This window comes from Azoarcus taiwanensis (genome assembly GCF_012910885.1).
Taxonomy (GTDB): domain Bacteria; phylum Pseudomonadota; class Gammaproteobacteria; order Burkholderiales; family Rhodocyclaceae; genus Azoarcus_F; species Azoarcus_F taiwanensis.
Map to the genome: position 1 here is coordinate 1 of NZ_WTVM01000227.1, position 2,682 is coordinate 2,682.

Genomic DNA, 2,682 nt, shown 5'->3' on the forward strand with positions numbered 1-2,682 from the left:
GGTATAGATCACGCCGACACGCAGCGGGCCGGCCAGCGGATCCTTGCCGGCAGCGGCGATTTCCGGAATCTGGGCGGCCTCGAGCAATACCTTTTCGGCCTGTCTGACGATGCGCTGGCCGGTCGCGGTGATCTTGACCTCGGTGGCACTGCGTTCAAAGAGCTGGACGCCGAGTTCCTCCTCGACCTTCTTGATCGCGACCGAAAGCGTTGGCTGGCTCACATGGCACTTTTCGGCAGCACGACCGAAATGGCGTTCGCGCGCGAGGGCAACAAGATAGCGGAGGTCGGTCAGAGTCATGGCAAGGCTGTCGTCTCGGAGGTCATGTGCGACTCGGTGGCTGAATGCATCTTAGCAAGAACGGGCGACGAGACACACGATTTGGCATCCGACCTGCGCAACCCCGAGGGTGTAATCACTTGCGAAGCGGACGACGAGGGCAAACTGGGCGCCGATGCCGGTATACTTCCCCGCGAGCGCGATAGCCTCGAACCGGATAAAAGAACATTGAAACTCTCGGCACGCACCGGTTGGTCATCAATCGTCCTGGCAATGCTTATGGCATCGCCATCACAGGCTATCGAGAATGGAGGCGAGAGCAGCTTTCTCGAAGCCCTGCCGGTGGTGCTCACGGTCTCGCGCGTGCCGGCTGTCCGCGCAGATCTGCCCGGTGCCGTCACCATTCTGGACGAACGCCTGATCCGGGCGACCGGCTACCGTGACCTTGGCCGCCTGCTTCGCCTGGTGCCCGGCATGCAGACCGGACAGGAACGAGGCAACAGTTACTGGGTGACCTACCACGGTCTCGGCAAGGACTACCCCAACCAGGTGCAGATTCTGGTAGACGGGCGTTCCGTCTATTCACCGGCCTACATGGACGCCTCAAGCCACACCGGCGCGCTGGCACTCGCGATAGAGGACATCGAGCGCATCGAGGTTCTCCGTGGCTCAGACTTCGCCACCTATGGCTCCAACGGCTATCTTGGCCTGGTCAATATCGTCACTCGCCACAGTCGGGACGAATCCCGCGCGAACATAAGGCTGACCGCAGGGCAGCGCGGTGTCGGCGACATCGTTGCCCGCGCCTCCGTCCAAGGTGAGGACCTCGGCATGCGGGTCACTGCGCAAAGTATCGGCGACGACGGTTTCTCGGGCTTGTCGGATTCGCGACGCATAGGCAGTGTGAATCTCAGGGCGGACTGGCGCCTGGGGTCGACCGACTGGTTGTTGCTGACCGCAAGCCACACCTCCGCTCGCCGGGGCATGGGCTATCCCGACACGCTGTTCAACGGCAGCGGCCTGCGTGACGAGACCACTCGCGCGCAACATGCCCGCGTCACTTGGCGCCGCGATATCGGACCCGCCGAATCGGTCGAGTTTTCCGCCCATCACGGCCAGGAGCGAATCGTCGACGAGTGGACCGTACACAGCGAACCGCCGATGGTACCCCTCGAACTTGCGGTCAACGCCAACAACGCGAGCCGCTGGACCTCACTCGAAGTGCAGCACCGCTTCCCGGCAACCGACGATCTGCAGCTCGCCTGGGGCGCAGAGTGGCGCCAGGACAGCCTGCGGGCACCGATCCTCTTCTATCGCCAGGGGACCCAGCAACGCGACATGGCGCGCCTCTACGGCAACATGGTCTGGCGCCTCGATCCGGAGTGGCTGCTCAATGCCAGCGTACTGGCCGAGCGCGTCAGCGGTTTGCCGACCCGGATCGCACCGCGCGCATTCCTGATCTGGCAACCTACACCCGGATTCAGCGGGCGGCTTGGCTACACCCGCGCCTACCACCAGCCCTCCATTGCCGAGCAAAAGGCGGACTCCCGCCTGATCCATCCTTCTTTCGGCCTGCTGCAGCGACGCCTCCTTGCAGACCCGAGTGTCCGGGCGCAACGGATCGATGTCATCGAAGGTGGTGTCCTGTTCTCCGAGAGCGGGGCGGGCACGCTCGACGTGCGCGTCTTCCACGAGACCGTGACCGGTTTGATCCGCCGAATCCCGATCGACATCCCGGCGGAGAACCCACTCCAGGCAGCCGTACAGGCGTTTCTCGGCTCGAGCAGCTGGCAGAATTACCCGCGCCGTGTGCGCCTCTCCGGCATTGAATACGAATGGCATTCGCCACGCTACGGGGGCTCTCAGTTTCTGCTCACCCACAGTCTGGTTCACACAAGCGGGGGTAGCGCCGCCATCCGCCGGGGTGTTGCATCCCACACCGCGAGCCTGACCTGGCTGCAGGACTGGAACGGCTGGCACAGCAGCGCCACCCTGTTCCGTCGCGGAAGAATGGACGCAAGTACGGGTTTCCTGCCCGGCTACCAGTACATGGTGCCCGCCGTGACTCAACTCGACGCAAGCGTCTGGCGCGAATTCAACATCGGGGGGCATCACGGCGAAGTTCGCCTGACCGGTCTGAACCTGCTGCGCAGCCGGCAGGAGGTCGCGTACAACCCGGTGCAACGTGCCATGGGCAACCGCATACCGAACGTCGCCAGCCGCAGCGTTTACGCGAGCATGTCGCTGGAATTCTGACTCCGATCAGCATCGTCGCGCGGTCACACGCCGGACGCCGCCAGGTCTCAGCGACTGGACATCAAACGACACCCGACGGGAACACCATCGGGCATTGACCGTCTATATCGCCTGAAACCCCTTTTCGGAGCTATCGAAACCATGCCC

General features: G+C 63.5%; 2 protein-coding genes. One reads left to right on the top strand and one right to left on the bottom strand.

The window, feature by feature from the left end:
* Positions 1–300, bottom strand: a 300-nt coding sequence (locus GPA21_RS19745) for a LysR family transcriptional regulator (protein ID WP_168989777.1), incomplete at its 3' end; no start/stop codon positions are given.
* 81 nt (positions 301–381) lie between these two features.
* Here GPA21_RS19745 and GPA21_RS19750 point away from each other — a divergent pair.
* Complete coding sequence (locus GPA21_RS19750) at positions 382–2,535, top strand: TonB-dependent receptor plug domain-containing protein (protein WP_168989778.1); 2,154 nt, start codon at positions 382–384, stop codon at positions 2,533–2,535.
* Positions 2,536–2,682: the final 147 nt, after the last annotated feature.